Consider the following 18,226-nt stretch of genomic DNA (forward strand, 5'->3'; position numbering starts at 1 on the left):
ACGGACCGGCAGTGCTCGCAGATCTCTCCCCGCTCATCGCCGCGACCACCCAGTGGCTGACGCGCTCCTACCCGGCCTGCGGAGGCGCGCTTGCCGCCGCCCTGGGTGAGGTACAGGCTCGGCAGGCCGTCACGGTCGCCGCGTGGCTGCGCTACCCGACGCCGACGGACGCCGCCCTGGTCGGCATGGCCGGCCCCGGCGGCTCGGCGAGCCTGGACTGGATCACCGGCGCGGACGCGACCGCGCACGACGACTCCGACGCCGCCGCCTGGCGCACCTGGGTGGACGAGGTCGTGGCGAGCTGGGCGGCCTGCCTGCTCACCGACGCCGGGCTGGCGCGGATGGCGGTTGCCGCGATCGCCGACGGCGGCCATGCGACCGGGGTGCCGATCGAGTTCCGGCGCCTGGTGTCCCCCGACGCCCGCGACCGCCAGGCAGCGGCCCTCCTGCGCCACCCCGACCTCCTCGCCCCGGTGGCCGCCCTGCACCGCCCCGCCCTCCACGAACGCCTCGACCCGGGCCGGGCGCTCATCGCCTGAGCCGCGGCCCTGGGGAAAGGGGGCCGTACGAGGCGGGCACGCGATACGTCGGTGGCCGCTCCGCGCCGTCAGTCAGCCGTGCTGAGCGCCGCCCATGCGTTGCGGGAGGCGGCTGCACGGCCGCCTCGGCGTCCGGGCGCGTCCGCCGCGTGCTTTGTCCACCTCACCTGCCCACACGTGGTGCGGGCGCCCCGCGCAGTCGCGTGCCTACGGCCTCAGACAGCCATGCTGAGCGCCCGCGCGTCACGGAAGCACCTGTACGACCTCGGCGTCCGAGCGAGGTCAGCGCCCGCTGTGTTCTGGTTTGCCCGCCTGAAGGAAGTGCGGGCGCCCCGCGCAGTCGCGGTGCGCGACCCGCCGAGGGATGGTGCCCCTCGGGCACAAGTGGGGGGTCCGAGTGTCGTGCCGCCCGTTCAGGCGGCTGTGCTCAGCGCCGCCCCGCCCTGTGGTGGTCCCCGTAGAGCCGCTCCGCACGCTGCCCTGGGGAGAAAAGGGTCGTACGACGCGGGCGCACGCGGCGCCCCCCGCCCCGCCCCGTCAGGCCGCCGTGTCCAGCGCCGCCCGTCCCGTGATGTCCCCGTCCTTCGTCGGGAGGACCACCGGGGCCGGTGTCCGGCGGGAGCGCAGGGCGAAACCCGCGCCGATCGTGGCGGCGATGATCAGGCCGCCCGTCACCAGGGCGCCGCGGGCGCCGGCCTGTTCCATGAGGAGGCCGAGGGCCGGGGGGCCGCCGAGGCCCCAGAGTGTGCCGATGCTGCTCCACACGCCGAGGACGCGCCCTCGGAGGTGAGCGGGTGGGTCCGTTTGGAGGACGGCGGTGCCGGCCGTGTCGGAGACGGACTCCACGATCGCCATGGGCAGGACCAGGACCAGCAGGACCGCCAGCGACGGGGACAGGCCGGCCGCGACCTGCAGCAGGGCGCCCGAGGCCGCCAGCATGCCCACGAGCCGGACGGAGGGGCGACGCAGCCGGGCGCCGAGGACCGCGCCCAGGATGCCGCCGACGGCGAGGACCGTGGAGACCGTGCCGAAGGAGCCCGCGCCGCCCGCGAGCGGCCCGGTGACGAGCACGGCGAGGGTGAGGCCGTAGTTGCGGCCGAAGATCGCGCTGATCCCGGTGACCGCGGCGAGCGCGACCAGGCGGGGGCGGCGCGCGAAGAACCTCAGGCCCTGGCGCACGGTCATGTCGGGGGCCGAGGCGCCGCCCTCAGGGCGTGGAGCGGCCTTCACATGGGCGGCGTGGCGCACCGCGCCCGGCGCCGGACGCAGGAACGGGATGACCGCGGTCACGAAGAGGAACGACAGGCCGTTCGCGGCGTACGCGGAGGCCGTGCCGAGGAAGCCGACCGTCACACCGGCCAGGGCGGTGCCCACGAGCCGCCCCGCGTTGTGCACCAGCGCACCGACGCCGATGGCGGAGGGGACGTCCTCCACCGGGACGAGGTCGTTGCCCAGCAGGGCGCAGGCGGGTCCGTCGACGGTGGCGATCACGCCGGTCACGGCGGCCAGCACCATCAGGGATGTCATGTCCAGCCGGTCCATCGCCACCAGCACGGCCGTGGTGAAGGCGACCGCGCCGAGCAGCGCCTGGCTGACGGCGGCCGTCAGCTTCAGCGGCCAGCGGTCCACCGCGGTGCCGCCCAGCAGGCTCATGAACAGGGCGGGAGCGGCCTGGACGGACATCGACAGCCCCGTCGCCGCGGCCGAGCCGGTGATCTGCAGTACCAGCAGGTTCTGCACCGTGAGCTGCATCCACGTACCGGCGTTCGACGCGAAGTTGGCGACGGACCACCAGCGCATGCTGCGGTGCCTCAGCGACCGCCAGGGCGAACGGGACGCGGCCTTGGGCGGGGCGGAGGTGGTTTTCGGCGCGGGCGGGGGCAGGGCAGAGGTGGTGGAAGACACAGTGCGGTACTCGACAACCAGGAGGAGTCGGAGGAGGGACCGGGGGAACCGAAATCACCGGCTGCGTTGCGCGGCGGTTCCACCGAGTCGGTCACGGCGCGGACCATCGTGACAGACCGGACCCCCGAGCCGACGGCGCCTGCTCCGCTCGCGCCGTCGTCACGGGGGCCAACTGCCCGGGAAACTCCCGTATTTGGTTGATCGAGTGTGGTTGCTCACAGCCCTCGGGCGGCCACACCGCACGGCGTCCGCCCGGAAGGGGTCAGGACTTCTTTCCGCGTCCCGTCAGCGCGTCGCGCATCCGGTCGACGAGGCCGGCTCCCGGCGCCAGCAGCTTGTTGGCCGGCGGCTTGTCCGGGGCGGACGGGTGCGGGCGGGTCGGGGCCATCTTCTTCGCCTGACGCACCTTGTCGCCCAGGCCGTCGAGGGTGTCCGCGGAACACGCCGCGCGCAGCTTGGGGAAGAGGTTCTGCTCCTCGTCGGCGATGTGCGAGCGGACCTCGCTCATCAGCATCCCGATGAGCCGGTCGAACTCGGGATCACCGGCGTCGCACCCCTCCAGGTCCTTCATGATCTGCTCGGCCTTGGAGTGATCGTCGATCTCCTTGTCGGCCAGGGCGTCCCCGCCCGCCACGTGCTCCCGCACGGCCGGGTACAGGTACTCCTCCTCGGCCACCGAGTGCCGGACCAGCTCCATCGTGGCCTGCTCGGCGTACACCTTGCGGACCTTGTCACCGGCCGGGAGCCCCTCGATCCGGCCGAAGATCTCCTCGACCTCGCGGTGATCGGTCATCAGCTCGTCGATGACGTTCCCACCATGACCCATGTCCTTCACCTCCAGCTGGCGCGGCGATCCGGACGGACTCGCCGCGGCTCCGAGTGCCCGCGGTCGGCGGACTCACACGGGAGAGTCGCGAGTGCCCCCGAATCGACGCATAGTGGGAACAACGTGTGAAAACAACTGACCCGGGAACCCCGTGCGTGCGTCGCCGGAACTCGGCGACCCGCCGAAGCGGCTCTGCTGCTCAGCGCGATCCGCGACATGTTCTTTCACTCTCGCCCATAGCTCGGGAAAGCCCGTCGAAGCTTTCCGCAGCTCTCCGAATCCCCCTTGTTCCGCACCGGACGGCGTGTGCCGGGGCCCACCGCCCCGGCGCCTTCGGGCGGGGACGAAGGACGTTCCATGAGTGCTATCACGACATGTACATGGCGGCGCGCGCTGGTGACCGGCGGCGCCGGCTTCCTCGGCAGTCACCTGTGCGAACGGCTGCTGAATTCAGACGTCGAAGTCGAATGCGCCGACAACCTGTCCTCCGGGTCGCGCGACAACATCGCGCACCTCGAAGGCCGGCACGGCTTCCGGTTCGTCGACTGCGACGTCTCGGCCCCCGACGCCCCCGAGCGGCTGCCGGGGCCGTACGACCTGGTCCTGCACTTCGCCTGCCCCGCGTCACCCGCCGACTACCTGCGGTTGCCACTGGAGACACTCGACGTCGGCAGCCTCGGCACCCGCAACATGCTGGCCGTCGCGGAGCGTGACAGTGCCCGCTTCCTGCTCGCGTCGACGTCCGAGGTGTACGGCGATCCGCTGGAGCATCCGCAGCGCGAGGACTACTGGGGCAACGTCAACCCGGTCGGTCCGCGCAGCGTGTACGACGAGTCCAAACGGTTCGCCGAGGCACTGGTCACCGCGCATGTGGGCGTCAGGGACGCCGACGCGGGCATCGTCCGCCTGTTCAACACGTACGGGCCGCGCATGCGCGCGCACGACGGGCGCGCCGTCCCCACCTTCGTCAGTCAGGCACTGGCCGGCGAACCGCTGACGGTAGCGGGGGACGGCCGCCAGACCCGGTCCCTGTGCTACGTGGACGACACCGTCGACGGTGTCCTGCTGGTCGCGGCGAGTCACTCGGTGCGCCCCGTGAACATCGGCGGCACCGACGAGGTCACGGTCGGCGAGATCGCCCACCGCGTCGTCGAACTGACCGGATCCTCCTCCCGGATCGTGTACGTCGACCGCCCCACCGACGACCCGCAGCGCCGCCGCCCCGACACGGGCCTGGCCCGTGAACTGCTGGGCTGGACGCCCCGCGTGCCCTGGGAGGAGGGCATCAAGCAGACCATCGCCTACTTCGCCTCGGCACAGTCCGCGGGTGAGCCGGCCCCGTAGGCAGGACAGCCCCATCCCGTACGCCGCACGGAGGCAACGCATGCGAGTCCTGGGAATCAACGCCCTCTTCCACGACCCCGCCGCCGCGCTCGTCATGGACGGCAGGATCGTGGCAGCGGCGGAGGAGGAGCGCTTCAGCCGGCGCAAGCACGGCAAGCGGCCCGTCCCCTTCTCCGCCTGGGAACTGCCCGAACAGTCCGCCCGATGGTGCCTGGAGCGGGCCGGCCTGACCCCGTCCGACCTGGACGCGGTCGCCTACTCCTACGACCCCGAACTCGCCCGCCCCGCAGACCAGTTGGGTCTGTACGACCCTTGGGACCACCTGCGTCAGGAATACGCCCGTCGCGCCCCCGAGTTCCTCGCCGAGGCCCTGCCCGGACTCGACCCGGACAAGGTGCGCTTCGTCGCCCACCACGTCGCCCACGCCGCCTCCGCCGGTCAGGCCGCCCCGTATCCCGACAGCGCCGTGCTGGTGCTGGACGGCCGCGGCGAGTGCGGCTCCCACCTCGCCGGCCGCTACGCGAACCGCGAACTCACCGTGCTGGGCTCGCAGTCGCTGCCCGACTCGATGGGCCTGTTCTACGAGGACCTCACCCAGCACCTCGGATTCCTGCGCAGCAGCGACGAGTTCAAGGTGATGGCGCTGGCGTCCTACGGCACGCCCCGCTTCCTCGACCAGTTGCGCGAGTACGTCCACCCGGACGGCCACGGCGGCTTTTGGGCGCGCCCCGTCCCGTGGGGGACGCTGGTCCCGGCGCGGGTGCCGGGGGGCGCGTGGACGCAGGACCACGCCGACATCGCCGCCAGCGCGCAAGCCTGCCTGGAGGAGGTCCTGCTGGGCCTCGCCCGGTGGCTGCACGACCGGACCGGTGAGGACGTGCTGACGCTCGCGGGCGGGGTGGCGCTCAACTGCGTGGCCAACACCCGGATCTACCGTGAGACACCCTTCCGCCGCGTGTGGGTGCAGCCCGCCGCCGGAGACGCGGGCACCGCCCTCGGTGCCGCGCTCCATGTCGCGCACCAGAAGGAAGCCGTGGAGGCCATGCCGACGGCCGCTCTCGGTCGCGGCTGGAGCGACGACGACCTGCGCGCCTGGCTGGAACGCGCGGCCGTGCCCTACGAGGAACCCGACGACATCGCCGAGACCGTCGCCGCCGAACTCGCCGGGGACGGCATCGTGGCCTGGTTCCAGGGCCGCAGCGAATACGGGCCCCGCGCACTCGGCCATCGCTCCCTGCTCGCCCATCCCGGCCGCGCGGCCAACCTGGAGCGCCTCAACGCCGTGAAGGGGCGGGAGGAGTTCCGCCCCGTCGCGCCCATGGTCCTGGCCGAGCGGGCGGCGGAGCTGTTCGACGGGCCGCTGCCGAGCCCCTACATGCTGTTCGTGCACGACGTCGCCGAGGAGTGGCGGGACCGTATCCCGGCCGTCGTCCACGTGGACGGCACGGCCCGGATCCAGACCGTGGACCGGCAGGACGAACCCCTCGTCGCGCTCATGATCGAAAGGTTCGAGCGTCTCACCGGGCTGCCCGTCGTGGTCAACACCAGCCTCAACACCGCGGGACGGCCCATGGTCGACGATCCGCGGGACGCCCTGGAGTGCTTCGGCTCCGCTCCCGTGGACCTGCTCGCCCTCGGACCGTTCGCGATCCGGCGGAAGAAGGTGTTCGCATGACGGACGCGCCCGCCTACTCCGTCGTCGTCCCGACCATCGGGCGGCCCTGCCTCGCCGACTGCCTGCGCGCGCTCGCCGCGGCCGGCGACCACCCGCCCGACGAGGTCGTCGTGGTCGACGACCGCCCCGAACCCACCGGCCCGCTGCCCTTGGAGGCGGCCGGCGGGCTGCGGGTCAGGAGCTTGCGCACCGGAGGACGTGGCCCGGCGGCCGCCCGCAACGCCGGCTGGCGCACGGTCCGTACGCCCTGGACCGTGTTCCTCGACGACGATGTCCAGGTCCTGCCCGACTGGTCCCGCCGCCTCGCGGACGACCTCGGCGCGGCCGGCGCCTCCACCGGCGGCATCCAGGGACGCCTGCGCGTGCCTCTGCCGGAGGACCGCAGGCCCACCGACTGGGAGCGCGGCACGGCCGGACTGGAGCACGCCGCCTGGGCCACGGCCGACATGGCCTACCGGACCGCGGCACTGGAGGAAGTCGACGGCTTCGACGAGCGGTTCGGCCGGGCCTTCCGGGAGGACGCCGACCTGGCGCTGCGCGTGCGGGAGGCCGGGTGGTCGCTGCACCGGGGAGCGAGGACGACACGCCACCCGGTGCGGGAGGCCGACCGCTGGGCGTCGGTGCGGGCCCAGCGGGGCAACGCGGACGACGCCCTGATGACCCGGCTGCACGGCCCCGACTGGTGGGCGCGCGCCCAGGCACCGCGCGGACGACTGCCCCGGCACGCGCTCGTGACGTCGATGGCGCTCACGGCACCCGCCCTCGCGCTGACCGGCCGGCGCCGCGCGGCCGGGCTCGCCGGAGCCCTGTGGGCGCTCGGCACGGCCGAGTTCGCACTGGCCCGCATCAAGCCCGGGCCGCGCACCCCGCAGGAGATCACCACCATGGTCGCCACCAGCGTCGTCATCCCACCGCTGGCGATCCGGCACTGGCTCGACGGCCTGATCCGCCATCGCCGGGTCACGCCCCTCAGGAGCACGCAGTGAACCCGCTGACGACGGACCGCACTCGGGTCGCCGCCGTCCTCTTCGACCGCGACGGCACCCTCGTCGAGGACGTCCCCTACAACGGCGACCCCACCCGCGTACGCCCGCTGCCCGGCGCCCGGCAGGCACTGGACCTGCTGCGCGCCGCCGGCATCCCGACCGGCGTGGTCAGCAACCAGTCGGGCATCGGCCGCGGACTGCTCACGGACACCGACGTCCGCCGCGTCAACGACCGCGCGAACACCCTGCTCGGCGGCCTCGACATGTGGGTCTACTGCCCCCATCCGCCCGAGGCCGGCTGCGCCTGCCGCAAACCCCGCCCGGGACTGGTCCTCGAAGCCGCACGACGCCTGGGCGTGCCCCCCGCGCACTGCGTGGTGATCGGCGACATCGCGGCCGACGTCCAGGCCGCACGCGCCGCGGGCGCCCGGGGCGTGCTGGTGCCCAACGCGGCGACCCTGCCGGGCGAGGTCGACACCGCACCCAGCACCGCCCCGGACCTGCTCACGGCGGTCCGGCGGCTCCTCGCCGAGGCCGAGACCGAGATCGAGATCGAGACGTGGGGTGACCGCCCGTGAAATCACTGGTCGTACGCCTCGACAGCTTCGGCGACGTGCTGCTCGCCGGACCCGCGGTCCGCGCCGTCGCCGCGCACTCCTCCCACGTCACCCTGCTGTGCGGCCCGCGCGGCGAACCCGCCGCGCACCTCCTGCCCGGAGTCGACGAGGTGACGGTGTGGGAGTCCCCCTGGGAGGGCTTCGACCCGCCCACCGTCCAGGAGGCCGACGTCGACGGCCTCGTACGGCGCCTGAAGGACGCGGCGTTCGACGCCGCACTCGTGCTCACCTCCTTCCACCAAAGCCCCCTGCCCACCGCCCTGTTGCTGCGCCTGGCCGGCGTCCCCCGCATCGGCGCCGACAGCGTCGACCACCCCGGGCGCCTCCTCGACGTACGGCACCGGCGGCTCCCCGGCCGCCACGAGGCCGAGGCCGCCCTCGACACCGCCGTCGCCATGGGCTTCCCGCCGCACCCCGGGGACGACGGCAGGCTGCGCGTGCTGCCGCCGCCCGACACCATCGCGCTGACCGGCAACGGCCCGTACGTCGTGCTGCACCCCGGCGCCACCGCGCCCGCCCGCGCCTGGAGCCCCGAACGCTGCGCCGAGGCCGTCGAGTTGCTCGCCGACGCGGGTCACCGGGTCGTCGTCACCGGAGGCCCCGACGAGGCCGCCCTCACCCGGAAGGTCAGCGGCGGCACCGCCGTGGACCTCGGCGGCAGGACCGCCCCGCGCACCCTCGCCGGAGTCCTGCGCACCGCCGACGTCGTGGTGTGCGGCAACACCGGCCCCGCCCACCTGGCCGCGGCCGTCGGCACCCCGGTCGTGTCCCTGTTCTCTCCGGTGGTCCCGGCGGAGCGCTGGGCGCCCTACGGAGTGCCGAGCGTGCTCCTCGGCGACCAGAACGCGCCGTGCGCGGACACCAGGGCCCTGCACTGTCCCGTACCCGGCCATCCGTGCCTCGACGAGGTCACGGCCCATGACGTGGTGGCCGCGGTGCAGAAACTCATGGGGGAGACCACATGAAGATCCTCGTCTGGCATGTGCACGGCTCCTGGCTGACGTCGTTCGTGCACGGCCCGTACACCTTCCTCGTCCCCGTGACCCCCGACCGGGGCCCCGACGGCCTGGGGCGGGCCAGGACATGGCAATGGCCGCCCACCGTACGGGAGTTGAGCCCCGCCGAGCTGCGCGAGGCCGACATCGACCTGATGGTGCTGCAGCGGCCGCACGAGCTGGAACTGGCCCGGCAGTGGACCGGCCGCCGCCCCGGCATCGACGTACCCGCCGTGTACGTCGAGCACGACAGCCCGTACGAGACGCCCGCCGGCACCCGGCATCCGCTGGCCGACCGGGCCGACATCACCCTCGTGCACGTCACCCACTTCAACCGCCTGATGTGGGACAACGGCCGGGCCCCCACCACGGTCATCGAGCACGGCATCATCGACCCCGGCCACCTGTGGACCGGCGAGGAGCCGCGCGCCGCGGTCGTCGTCAACGAGCCCGTACGGCGCGGCCGTACGACAGGAACCGACCTGCTGCCGGCGTTCGCCGCAGCGGTCCCGCTGGACGTCTTCGGCATGCGCACCGAAGGACTCGCCGACCACCTCGGGCTGCCGCCCGACCGCCTCCGCACGCGCGACCTGCCGCAGAGCCGTCTGCACCCGGCGATGGCCCGCTGCCGCATGTACCTCCACCCCATCCGGTGGACGTCCCTCGGACTGTCACTCCTGGAGGCGATGTTCCTCGGGATGCCGGTCGTGGCCCTGGACACCACCGAGGTGCGCGAGGCCGTCCCGGACGGGGCCGGGGTCGTCTCGAACCGGCTCGACGTACTCAAGGACGCCATGCGCGGATTCCTCGCGGATCCCACGGACGCCCGGCTGACAGGGGAGGCCGCCAGGGCCGCGGCACAGGCCCGCTACGGAGAGCGGCGCTTCCGGGACGACTGGGAGCGCCTGATCAAGGAGGTCACCCGATGAGCACCAGCCACCCCTCGGCCGGCCGTGTCGCCATGGTCTCCGAGCACGCCAGTCCGCTGGCCGCGCTCGGCGGGCCGGACGCGGGCGGGCAGAACGTGTACGTGGCGCAACTCGCCGGGCGACTGGTCCGCCGAGGACACGAGGTCATCGTGTACACGCGGCGTGACGACCCCCGGCTGCCCGAGCGGGTCACCACGCCCGAGGGGTTCCAGGTCGTCCCTGTGCCCGCCGGACCGGCGGTTCCGATACCGAAGGACGAACTCCCCCCGTACATGCCGGAGTTCGGGGACTTCCTGGCCCGCCAGTGGGCGGCGGAGCCACCCGACGTGGTGCACGCCCACTTCTGGATGTCCGGATGGGCGGCCCTGGCCGGGGCGCGCGGCCTCGGCATACCCGTCGTGCAGACCTACCACGCGCTCGGCACCGTCAAGAGGCGCTACCAGGGCGCTGCCGACACCAGCCCGCCCGAACGCATCGCGATCGAGACCGCCGTCGGCCGCGAGTGCAGCCGCATCATCGCCACCTGTAAGGACGAGGTGGCCGAACTGGAGGCCATGGGGCTGTCCCGGCGGCACATCTCCGTGGTCCCCTGCGGCGTGGACCCCGTGCGATTCGCCCCGGTCGCCGCGCCGCGCCGCCCGGCGTCCGCGCGCCGGCGGCTGCTCTCGGTCGGCCGGCTCGTCCCGCGCAAGGGCTTCGACCGCGCGATCCGCGCCCTGGCCGACGTCCCCGGCGCCGAACTCCTCATCGCCGGCGGGCCGGAGGCCGCCCTGCTCCTCGCCGAGCCCGAGGCCGAGCGGCTGCGCGCGATCGCCGAGGAGTGCGGCGTCGCCGACCGGGTGACCCTGCTGGGCGGGGTGGGCCGGGAGGAGATGCCGGGGCTGATGTCCAGCGCCGACCTCGTGCTCTCCCTGCCCCGCTACGAGCCGTTCGGGATCGTCCCGGTCGAGGCCATGGCCTGCTGCGCGCCCGTCCTCGCCACCGCCGTCGGCGGGCAGCTCGACACCGTCGTCGACGGCATCACCGGCGTGCTCGTCCCGCCCGACGACGACCACGACATCAGCGGGACCATCCGCCGCCTCCTGGCCGACCCCGACCTGCTCGCCCGCTACGGCGCCGCCGGGCGCCGCCGTGTCCTCGCCCGCTACACCTGGGACCGCGTGGCCGACGGCGTGACCCGTGCCTACAGCGCCGTCTCCTCGGTCCCCTCACTTTCGGGAGCCGTCCGATGAAACTCGCCACCGACGTCACGCACTGCGACGACCTGATGAAGGCACTGGAAGGATTCCGCGGCTACGCCGCGCCCGTGGTCCGGCGCTGGGGCACCTTGCTCGCGTCCCGGCTCGGCGCGGGGTGCCGGCTCCTCGTCGCGGGCAACGGCGGCAGCGCCGCCCAGGCTCAGCACCTGACGGCCGAGCTGGTCGGCCGCTACCGGGACGACCGCCCGCCGTTCTCCGCCCTCGCCCTGCACGCCGACACCTCCTCCACCACCGCGATCGCCAACGACTACGGCGTCCAGGAGATCTTCGCCCGGCAGGTCGCGGCGCACGGCCGCGCCGGGGACGTCCTGATGCTGCTGTCCACCAGCGGCGCCAGCGGCAACCTGCTCGTCGCGGCGAGCGAGGCCCGCCGCCTCGGCCTGACGGTGTGGGCGCTGACCGGCCCGGCGCCGAACCCGCTGGCGGGCGCGGCCGACGAGGCCCTGTGCGTCGAGGCGGCGACCGCCGCGACCGTGCAGGAGCTGCACCTGGTGGCCGTCCACATGCTCTGCGAGGCCTTCGACCAGGCGGTCGAACGGCGAGAGGCGGCCCAGCGGCGGCGTCTGGCAGGCGAACGGGGTGAGACGGCGGAGGACCGGTACTGGGCCGTCGGAACCGGGGCGGCCCCCGAGGAGCGGCACCGGTCCGACGGACGGCGCGAGGAAGCCAGGAGCCGAAGGCCCGGGGAGCGCTGGGCGCTTCTCCTGGAGGAGGACGGCACATGACCGCCCCGGCCGCACTGCTGGTCGTCGGGGACGCCCTGCTCGACCACGATGTCTCCGGCCGGGTCGAACGCCTCGCCCCCGACGCGCCCGTACCGGTCGTCAGCGGACCCCGGCGCACCACCCGCCCGGGCGGTGCCGCGCTCGCCGCCTGCCTCGCCGCGGCCGACGGCCGGCCGGTCACCCTGATCACCGCGCTCGGCGACGACCCGGACAGCGCGTCGCTGCGCGAGCTGCTGGCCGACCGGGTCGACCTGGTCGAACTCCCGCTCACCGGGGCGCTGTCCAGCAAGACCCGCGTCCTCGCCGACGGCCGGCCCCTGCTGCGCCTGGACGACGGCGAGGGAAGAGCCCGAGAGGCGACCGAGCCGGCACGCCGGGCGATCGCCGAGGCCGGGGCCGTACTCGTCGCCGACTACGGCCGGGGCACCGCCGACGTGCTGCGCGAGGCACTGGCGGACGCGTCGGCGCGGGTACCGGTCGCCTGGGACCCGCACCCGCGGGGACGCCCGCCGGTGCCGGGGGTGCGGCTTGCGACGCCGTCGGCCGCCGAGGCGCACGCCTTCGCGAGCCGGGGCGCCGACGCCGGGGAGGACCGGCACGGCAGCGAACTGCACGCGGCCGCACAGGACGCCGCCCGGCTCGTCCGCGCCTGGCACGCGGCCTCCGTGGCCGTGACGCTCGGCGGGCGCGGGGCGCTGCTGTCGCACGGCGAGACACCGCTGCTCGTGCCGTCGCCGGTCACGGCGGAGGGCGACGCCTGCGGCGCCGGGGACCGGTTCGCGGCGACCGCCGCCGGGCTGCTGGCCGACGGGGAGCTCGTCGAGACGGCCGTACGGGGAGCCGTGCACGCCGCCACCCGTTACGTCGCCGAGGGCGGCGTGCGTTCCGTCGCCGTGGGCACCCCGCCGACCGAGCCCCCGGCTGCGCCGTCCGACGACGAGCCGACGGACGACGCGCTGCGCACGGCGGCCCGGGTGCGGGCAGCGGGCGGGACCGTCGTCGCCGCCGGCGGCTGCTTCGACCTGCTGCACGCCGGCCACGTGGCGCTGCTCCAGGCCGCCCGGCGCACGGGGGACTGCCTGGTGGTGTGCGTCAACTCCGACGCGTCCGTACGCCGCCGCAAGGGCGACGGCCGACCGCTCGTCCCCCAGGCGGACCGGATCCGTGTCCTGCGCGCACTGGAGTGCGTCGACGCGGTCGCCGTGTTCGACGAGGACACACCCGAACGCCTCCTCGCCGAACTGCGCCCGCACATCTGGGCCAAGGGCGGCGACTACGCCCTGACCCGCCTGCCGGAGGCGGCCCTGGTGGAGAGCTGGGGCGGCCAGGTCGTCCTGTTCCCCTACCTCGACGGCCGCTCCACCACCGGCATCGCCGAGCGGGCGGCTGTGGCCCCCCGATCGGCGGGCGTACGGGCGAAGGTCGCGGGAAGCGGACGGAGGTCGCGGTGACCGGCCGCCACAGCGTCACCGCCGGACCGCATCGGCCTGCGGGCCGTCGGCGGACGCGCCGAGTCGGCCCACGCGGCTGTGGGCGGAGTGAGTGCCGAGCCGAAGGAGACGGACGGTGATCGATCCGCCGGAGGGGCGCCGCCGCGTCCTGGTGCTGCGGGCGCTCGGGCTGGGAGACCTGCTCGCCGGCGTGCCCGCCCTGCGGGGCATCCGGCGGGCCTTCGCCCAGGAGCACGTCGTGCTGGCGCTGCCCCCTGCCCTCGCCGAGGCCGCCTCGGCCACCGGAGCGGTCGACAGCGTCCTGCCGGCCGAGGCTCCGGGGCGGGGCGTGCCGTCGCTGGGGCACTGGACCGGCCCGCCGCCGGACATCGCCATCGACCTGCACGGCAACGGACCCGAGAGCCGCGACGCCCTGGCCGCCCTGCACCCCCGCCGGCTGCTGGCCCACGCCGCCGAACCCGCTGACGACCCCGTCCGCCCTCCCGTGTGGCGGCCGGACGAGCACGAGCGTGAGCGGTGGTGCCGCTTCCTCGGGGCATACGGCATCGCCGCGGACCCCGACGACGTACGGCTGCCCCCGCCCGCCACGCCGTCCCCGGCTCCGGGCGCCGTCGTCGTCCACCCCGGGGCCGAGTCCGCTGCCCGGCGCTGGCCGGCCGAGCGGTACGCCGTCGTCGTACGGCGGCTGCGCGCCCTCGGCCGACGGGTCGTCCTCACCGGCGGCCCCGCCGAGGACGCCCTGGTCCTCGACGTTGCCGCACGCGCCGGTCTGCCCGCCCCGGACCTGCTGCGCGGCGGGCTGCCGTTCGGCGAGCTGTCGGCGCTCGTCGCCCACGCCGCGCTCGTCGTCAGCGGCGACACGGGCCTGGCGCATCTCGCGGTGGCCCACGGCGCACCGTCCGTGACGCTCTTCGGACCGGTGTCGCCCCGGCTGTGGGGCCCGCCTCGCGCGGAGCGCCACCTCGCCCTGTGGAAACCCGGACCGCCGGGCGATCCGCACGGGGACGTCCCCGACCCGCTGCTGCTGCGCATCGGCACCGACGAGGTCGTCACCGCCGCGCTGAGCCTGCTGCGGCCCGTTCCGACAACCGCGTAGCCACGCAAGGGAGATGACGTTCGCGGGCTACCAGTCCGCCCCCCACGCGCCACCGGGTCGAGCGGACGGCCCCGAGGGGCGTGTCACGGTCGCGGGCCGTACGTCCGTCACGCCCCAACCGGTTGAGCTACGGCACGGACCTGACGGTTCATCACCAGGCTTCGGTGCTGCGGGACAGCACGACCTGGCCTCGGCCCGCGCCTTCGCCCGCGCGGCGGCCGGCCTGCCCTGGGTGCTGCGGCAGCGCGGCCCGGTGCCACCGGAGATCGAGGACCGGGTGACGGCACTGCAGCGCGCGGCGTTCGTCGTCGGCGCGCAGAAACGTCGGGTGAGCGGTCGTCGGGGAAGCGGTGCGGCGGCGTCAGGAACCGGTGCCGGGGACTTCGGTGTCCGGCACCTCGGTGTCCTCGGTCGTCGTCGCGGTGGCGTCGTCGTCGCGCTCGCCCTCGGCCTGGGAGGGCGTCGTGTACTCCGGAGCCGGATGGTGGGCCCAGGGGGTTTCGGCTTCGTCGCGCTCGCCCTCGGCCTGCGACGGGGTGTGGTGGCTCACGCTCATCGTGGTCCTCCTGCGCACAGGGCGGCCGGTCGGTCCTCCTCCCGGGCGGGGAGGGGTTCCGGCACCGTCGAGCGCCCCACCGGGTACCCCCCTCGCCGACGGGTGACACGGTGACGCCGCCGGTGTCGCCCTCGCCTGGCGGGTTACCCGTCGGAGCAACGCGGCCCCGCGACGGAAAGGACGAGTGGTGCAGGAGCACCCATACTGTCTCTAAAGGCCCGGGCACCCCGGGCCCGACCCCACGACCGGCGTGTTGCCGGCCTCAGCAGACCCCGGCTCGCAGTCTCTCGGCGAGGAGCCGTCCTCGTGTGTCCCGCCCGCCTCCTTCGAACGGGAGTTCCGGATGACGATCAACCAGCACCCGTCGCCCGTCTCGCCGGATCTGCGGATCGGCCTGCTCGGCTCGTACGGCGGGTGCAACATGGGCGACGAAGCGATTTTGATGTGTGTTCTGAGCTGCCTGCGCGCCCACCGGCCGCATGCGCGGCTCGTCGTCTTCAGCCGGAACGCCGAGCACACCCGCACCCATCAGCCGGAAGCCGACGAGGTGATCGACTGGGAGGGCGTCCCGCAGAAACCCGTCCTCGACGCCCTCGGCGGACTGGACCTGCTGGTGCTGGGCGGCGGCGGAATCCTCTACGACGGGGAGGCGCGGCGCTATCTGCGGCTGGTGAAGGCGGCTCACGAACGCGGCGTGCCCACCTTCGCCTACGCGGTCGGCGCGGGCCCGCTGCGTGAGGCGGACGACCGCGAGGCCGTGCGCACCGTGCTGCCGGAGATGACCGAGGTCGTGGTGCGCGACGAGGAGTCCCGCCTCGTCCTGGAGGAGGTCGGCGTCGAGTGCGAACTCACCGTCACCGCCGACCCGGCGCTGCTGCTCGCGCCGGAACCCTTCACCGAGCAGATGATGCGGCAGGAGGGCCTCCCCCTCGGCGCCCGGCTGGTCGGGATGTCCGTGCGCGAGCCCGGCCGCGCGGCGGAGAAGCTCGACGAGGACGACTACCACGCGCTGCTCGCCGACGTCGCGGACTTCCTCGCCCGGCGCCTGGACGCCCACGTGGTCTTCGTGCCGATGGAACGCCAGGACGTGAGGCACGCCCACGGCGTGCTGTCCCGGATGAGCGCCCCGGACCTGGGCCGCATCCTGCACAACTCCTACAGCCCCGGCCAGGTCCTCGGCTTCATGAGCCACCTGGACATGGTGGTCGGCATGCGCCTGCACGTCGTGATCTTCGCCGCGCTGTCCGGCCTGCCCGTGCTGCCGCTGCCCTACTCCGGGAAGGTCTTCGACTTCGCCCGCCGTACGGGGGCGCCCGCCCTGGTCGGCGTGGCGCGGGAGCAGGCCGGGCTCCTGCTCGCCGAGGTGGACCGGCTCTGGGACGAGTTCCCGCACCGGCAGGCCGACCTCACCACCCGGGTCCAGGGGCTGCGGGCCCTGGCGCGGGAGACCTGCGCCCGCTGCGGAGCCCTCCTGGACTCCATCGACGGCGGCGCACACGACACCCGGCGGGTGGCGGACGCCGACCTCATTCTGACCCCGGGGTCCGGGACGGCCGGGCTGACCGACCACGGGGCGTGAGGCCGGGACGCCGCAGGCCGTGGGCCCGGCCGGAAGCGCGCCGTCCGCAACCGAACCCAGTCGACGGGAGAAGCGATGCCGATCCTGGAACCACCCCGCCCCGCCACGACCGTCACCCTGCCACCGCGTGCGGCCCGCCACGGGGGCCGCACGGACGTCCTGGTCGTCGGCGGCGGGCCGGCCGGCACCGCCGCGGCCTATGCGGCGGCCGACGCCGGGGCCGACGTCGTACTGGTGGAGCGCTACGGCTTCCTCGGCGGCAACGCCACCGTCGCGCTGGTGATGCCGCTGATGTCGTTCCACAACGAGCAGAAGCAGGCCGTCTTCAACGAGAGCGGGCACAACAGCCGGCTGCTGCCGACCGACCACGGCGAGGGCGAACCGGTGGTGGCCGGGTTCCTGTGGCTCCTGCTGGACCGGCTCACCGCACGCGGCGGCTGCATCCCCCCGTCCCCCGACACCGGCTACACCGTGCCCTTCGACCCGGAGATCTACAAACTCGTCCTCCTCGACCTGATGGACCAGGCGGGCGTGCGCATGCTGTTCCACTCCTTCGCCTCCGCCGCGCTGCCCCTGGACGACGGCTGGCGGGTCGTCTTCGAGACCAAGTCCGGGCCGGTGGTGATCGACGCCGGGGTCGTCGTGGACGGCACGGGGGACGGTGACATCGCCGCGGCCGCCGGGGCGCCGTACGAGATCGGGCGGCCGGAGGACGGACTGGTGCAGCCGATGACGCTGATGTTCCGCGTCGTCGACTTCCTCCAGCCGCTCTTCTCCCAGTACGTCAGCGAGCATCCGGACCAGTGGCGGGGCGTGCACGGACTGTGGGACCTCGTCCAGGAGGCCACCGAGGCGGGCGGACTACGCCTGCCCCGCGAGGACATCCTGTTCTTCGGCACCCCGCACCCCGGCGAGGTCAGCGTCAACAGCACCCGCGTCACCAGGGCGCTGGGCACCGACGTCTGGGACCTCAGCCGCGCCGAGTACGTCGCGCGCCGCCAGATGGAACAGATCGACCGCTTTCTGCGCCGCAAGGTGCCGGGCTTCAACAAGTCGTACGTGGCCCAGAGCGGCGTCCAGATCGGCGTGCGCGAGACCCGCCGCATCCTCGGCGACTACCACCTCACCGGCCACGACATCCTCGCGGCGCGCTCGTTCCCGGACGCGGTCGCCCACGGCGCCTACCCGGTCGACATCCACAACCCGAGGGGCAGCGGCACCGTCCTCAAACGCGTCCCGCGCGGCCACTTCTACGACATCCCCCTGCGCTGTCTCCTGCCCCGCGACACCGACCGCCTGCTCGTAGCCGGCCGCTGCATCTCCGGCTCACACGTGGCGCACTCCTCCTACCGCGTCATGCCCATCTCGATGGCCACCGGCCAGGCGGCCGGAGTCTGCGCGGCCCTCTCCGTCCGCCTGGGCCGCAGCCCCCGCGAGGTGCCGTACCACCTGGTCCAACGCGCGCTACGGCGCCAGGGCGCCCACTTGCGCCTCGAACCCAGGGAACCCGTACCCCAGCACCGCTGACTTGTGGAGGCATGGTGCGACAACGCCTGAAGGGGCGCGTGGCTGTATCGATCTGTATCGATCTGTGGCTCCGCCGCGCGGGCGCAGGAGCGCTTGGTCGAAAGGGGCGCTCCGTGATCGCCGAGTAGCGGGCGTGCGCACGACCGTGCGTGCACCGGTCCGGCGGGGGCGCGAGGACGACCGTGCGTGCACCGGTCCGGCGAGGGCGCGAGGACGA

At 74.3% G+C, this 18,226-nt stretch carries 16 protein-coding genes; 13 read left to right on the plus strand and 3 right to left on the minus strand.

Translation table 11 applies throughout. From position 1 onward, the window contains the following. Nucleotides 1-11: 11 nt before the first annotated feature. Nucleotides 12-539 carry a hypothetical protein gene (locus ACQEV2_RS38120; protein WP_433052429.1) on the plus strand — a complete coding sequence of 176 codons (528 nt, stop codon included), beginning with the start codon at nt 12-14 and terminating at the stop codon, nt 537-539. Nucleotides 540-1,076: 537 nt separating this feature from the next. Here ACQEV2_RS38120 and ACQEV2_RS38125 read toward each other — a convergent pair. Continuing rightward, nucleotides 1,077-2,339 (minus strand): MFS transporter, encoded by a 1,263-nt coding sequence (locus ACQEV2_RS38125; RefSeq protein WP_433055097.1) that lies wholly within the window; start codon nt 2,337-2,339, stop codon nt 1,077-1,079. Between the two features lie 367 nt (nt 2,340-2,706). Then, nucleotides 2,707-3,270 (minus strand): hemerythrin domain-containing protein, encoded by a 564-nt coding sequence (locus tag ACQEV2_RS38130; RefSeq protein ID WP_433052432.1) that lies wholly within the window; start codon nt 3,268-3,270, stop codon nt 2,707-2,709. Between the two features lie 357 nt (nt 3,271-3,627). On the opposite strand from ACQEV2_RS38130, the gene ACQEV2_RS38135 reads away from it, so the two are divergent. The 10 genes from ACQEV2_RS38135 to ACQEV2_RS38180 all read left to right on the plus strand — a co-directional run bounded on the left by ACQEV2_RS38135 (nt 3,628) and on the right by ACQEV2_RS38180 (nt 14,347). Then, a complete protein-coding gene (locus ACQEV2_RS38135) occupies nt 3,628-4,614 on the plus strand; it encodes an NAD-dependent epimerase/dehydratase family protein (RefSeq protein WP_433052435.1) in 987 nt (328 codons plus the stop codon). Between the two features lie 40 nt (nt 4,615-4,654). Then, nucleotides 4,655-6,289, plus strand: coding sequence for a carbamoyltransferase family protein (locus ACQEV2_RS38140; RefSeq protein ID WP_433052438.1), 1,635 nt, complete (start codon nt 4,655-4,657; stop codon nt 6,287-6,289). Further along, nucleotides 6,286-7,275 (plus strand): glycosyltransferase family 2 protein, encoded by a 990-nt coding sequence (locus tag ACQEV2_RS38145; protein ID WP_433052441.1) that lies wholly within the window; start codon nt 6,286-6,288, stop codon nt 7,273-7,275. Before ACQEV2_RS38140 ends, ACQEV2_RS38145 begins: the two co-directional genes overlap by 4 nt. Then, nucleotides 7,272-7,853 carry a D-glycero-alpha-D-manno-heptose-1,7-bisphosphate 7-phosphatase gene (locus ACQEV2_RS38150; protein WP_433052444.1) on the plus strand — a complete coding sequence of 194 codons (582 nt, stop codon included), beginning with the start codon at nt 7,272-7,274 and terminating at the stop codon, nt 7,851-7,853. Before ACQEV2_RS38145 ends, ACQEV2_RS38150 begins: the two co-directional genes overlap by 4 nt. Then, nucleotides 7,850-8,857: a glycosyltransferase family 9 protein gene (locus tag ACQEV2_RS38155; RefSeq protein WP_433052446.1), complete on the plus strand. Its 1,008-nt coding sequence runs from the start codon at nt 7,850-7,852 to the stop codon at nt 8,855-8,857. The genes ACQEV2_RS38150 and ACQEV2_RS38155 overlap by 4 nt, the downstream gene beginning before the upstream one ends. After that, nucleotides 8,854-9,816 carry a glycosyltransferase gene (locus ACQEV2_RS38160; protein ID WP_433052449.1) on the plus strand — a complete coding sequence of 321 codons (963 nt, stop codon included), beginning with the start codon at nt 8,854-8,856 and terminating at the stop codon, nt 9,814-9,816. The genes ACQEV2_RS38155 and ACQEV2_RS38160 overlap by 4 nt, the downstream gene beginning before the upstream one ends. Continuing rightward, on the plus strand, nt 9,813-11,048 hold the full coding sequence (locus ACQEV2_RS38165) for a glycosyltransferase (RefSeq protein WP_433052452.1): 1,236 nt from the start codon (nt 9,813-9,815) through the stop codon (nt 11,046-11,048). Before ACQEV2_RS38160 ends, ACQEV2_RS38165 begins: the two co-directional genes overlap by 4 nt. Continuing rightward, a complete protein-coding gene (locus ACQEV2_RS38170) occupies nt 11,045-11,800 on the plus strand; it encodes a D-sedoheptulose-7-phosphate isomerase (protein WP_433052454.1) in 756 nt (251 codons plus the stop codon). Before ACQEV2_RS38165 ends, ACQEV2_RS38170 begins: the two co-directional genes overlap by 4 nt. Next, nucleotides 11,797-13,251 (plus strand): D-glycero-beta-D-manno-heptose 1-phosphate adenylyltransferase, encoded by a 1,455-nt coding sequence (gene rfaE2 / locus ACQEV2_RS38175; RefSeq protein ID WP_433052457.1) that lies wholly within the window; start codon nt 11,797-11,799, stop codon nt 13,249-13,251. Before ACQEV2_RS38170 ends, rfaE2 begins: the two co-directional genes overlap by 4 nt. A gap of 115 nt (nt 13,252-13,366) precedes the next feature. Continuing rightward, nucleotides 13,367-14,347, plus strand: a complete 981-nt coding sequence (locus ACQEV2_RS38180; RefSeq protein ID WP_433052459.1) for a glycosyltransferase family 9 protein — start codon at nt 13,367-13,369, stop codon at nt 14,345-14,347. 361 nt (nt 14,348-14,708) lie between these two features. Here ACQEV2_RS38180 and ACQEV2_RS38185 read toward each other — a convergent pair whose 3' ends face one another. After that, nucleotides 14,709-14,903, minus strand: coding sequence for a hypothetical protein (locus ACQEV2_RS38185; RefSeq protein ID WP_433052462.1), 195 nt, complete (start codon nt 14,901-14,903; stop codon nt 14,709-14,711). A 343-nt stretch (nt 14,904-15,246) separates the two neighbouring features. Here ACQEV2_RS38185 and ACQEV2_RS38190 point away from each other — a divergent pair, with 343 nt between their 5' ends. Both ACQEV2_RS38190 and ACQEV2_RS38195 read left to right on the plus strand, forming a co-directional pair. Further along, complete coding sequence (locus ACQEV2_RS38190) at nt 15,247-16,482, plus strand: polysaccharide pyruvyl transferase family protein (protein ID WP_433052465.1); 1,236 nt, start codon at nt 15,247-15,249, stop codon at nt 16,480-16,482. A 75-nt stretch (nt 16,483-16,557) separates the two neighbouring features. Continuing rightward, nucleotides 16,558-18,009: an FAD-dependent oxidoreductase gene (locus ACQEV2_RS38195; RefSeq protein ID WP_433052468.1), complete on the plus strand. Its 1,452-nt coding sequence runs from the start codon at nt 16,558-16,560 to the stop codon at nt 18,007-18,009. The last annotated feature ends 217 nt before the right edge of the window (nt 18,010-18,226 follow it).

The sequence above is a fragment of the Streptomyces sp. CA-251387 genome (assembly GCF_050936625.1).
Lineage (GTDB): Bacteria > Actinomycetota > Actinomycetes > Streptomycetales > Streptomycetaceae > Streptomyces.